Source organism: Pseudonocardia sp. SID8383 (genome assembly GCF_009864975.1).
GTDB classification, from domain to species: Bacteria; Actinomycetota; Actinomycetes; order Mycobacteriales; family Pseudonocardiaceae; genus Pseudonocardia; species Pseudonocardia alni.
The window spans coordinates 1-1,637 of the sequence record NZ_WWFY01000391.1; the positions used below are offsets into that span (position 1 = coordinate 1).

The 1,637-nt window shown below is 76.5% G+C and carries 1 protein-coding gene; it reads left to right on the forward strand.

Annotated elements, in window-relative coordinates; genetic code table 11:
• Window positions 1-26: 26 nt before the first annotated feature.
• Window positions 27-1,637, forward strand: a 1,611-nt coding sequence (locus tag GTW08_RS09590; RefSeq protein ID WP_161151785.1) for an oligosaccharide flippase family protein, incomplete at its 3' end; no start/stop codon positions are given.

Genomic DNA, 1,637 nt, shown 5'->3' on the forward strand with positions numbered 1-1,637 from the left:
CCCGCCCCGACGACCGGAGGACCCGCGTGACCGGACCCGGTGGCGACCTGCCCGACGACCCGACCCGGCCGCTGCGGCCCGTGCCCCCGGAGCCCGCGCCGGCCCCCGGCCCGCCGGGTGGGTCGGGTCCGTCGTCATCGTCCGGGTCGTCGCTGACCGCGCGGACCGCGCGCGGGTTCGCGTGGGCATTCACCGGCACCGTCGGACAGGCGGTGCTGCAGATCGGCGCCACCGTCGCGCTGGCCCGGCTGCTCACCCCGGAGGAGTTCGGTGCGGCCGCGGCCGCGTTGCTGATCGTCGGGCTGACCCAGCTGGTCACCCAGCTCGGCGTCGCCGCCTCCCTGGTGCACCGCGAGGACCTCGACGACCGCGACGTGACGGCGGCGTTCTGGTTCTCGGTGCTGGTCGCGGCGGCGTTCGCCGCGGTGCTGGCCCTCGGCTCGCCGGTGATCAGCCCGCTCGTCGGGCTCCCGGCCGACTCCGCGCTGCTGCCGCTGCTGTCGATCGCGCTGCTGTTCGCGGGGGCCTCGGCGACCCCGCTCGGCCTGCTCCAGCGCGACCTGCGGTTCCGTTCGATGGCGACGGTCGACCTGCTCGCGGCGGGCCCGGCGCTGATCGGGGTCAGCGTCGTCCTGGCCGCGGCCGGGTTCGGCGCCTCCGCGCTCGCGTTCGGCGAGATCGCCGCCGCCGTCGCCAAGTGCGCGGGCTACCTCGCGCTGACCCGGCCGCGGTTCCGCCCCGAGGGGCCCACCGCGAGCTGGGGCCGGCTGCGGCCGCTGCTCGGCTACGGCGCCGGGTTCTCCATCGCCCAGCTCGGCAACTGGTTCGCGCTCAACGCCGACAAGCTCGTCGTCGCCAACGCGCTGGGCACCGGCCCGCTCGGTGTCTACGGCCGCGCCTACAACCTGCTCTCCGAACCCGCGAACATCATCGGCGGTGCCGCCGACAAGGCACTGTTCCCGGCGATGGCCCGGGTCCGCGACGACGGTCCCCGCCTGCGCGCCGCCTACGTGCGCAGCGCGAGCCTGGTCGCGCTGGTCACCGCCCCGGCCGCGGTGCTGCTCTGCGTGCTCGCCCCCGAGGTCGTCCGGGTGCTGCTCGGGGCGCAGTGGGACGCCGTCGTGCCGCTGGTGCAGCTGTTCGCGCTGGTCCTGCTGCCGCGCACCTCGTACAAGATCAGCACCTCGCTGACCCGGGCCACCGGCGCCGTCTACCGGGCGGCCTGGCGGCAGTGGCTCTACGCCGGCTACGTCGTCGTGCTCACCGTGACCGGCGGGCTGCTGTGGGGCCTGGCCGGCGTCGCGGCCGGGGCGTCGCTGGCGATCGTCGTCCACTTCCTGGTGATGCTGCAGTTCTCCGCACGCGTCTCGCCCGGCCTGATGGGGGCGGTGCTGCGGATGTACGTCAAGCACGTCCCGGCGCTGGTGCTGACCGTGGCCGCGACCTGGGGCGTGGCGGTGCTGGTCCGCCCGCTCGGGATCGACCTGGTGACCCTGGCCGCCGCGGCCCTGGCCGGCGGGATCGCGTCGGTCGGCACGCTGGTCGTGCTGCGCGGCCGCTTCGCCGCCGAGCTGTCCGTGGTGCGGAGCCTGCGTGGGGGCGGCGCGCCGCGCGGGCCGAGGCCGGACCGGCCGGCC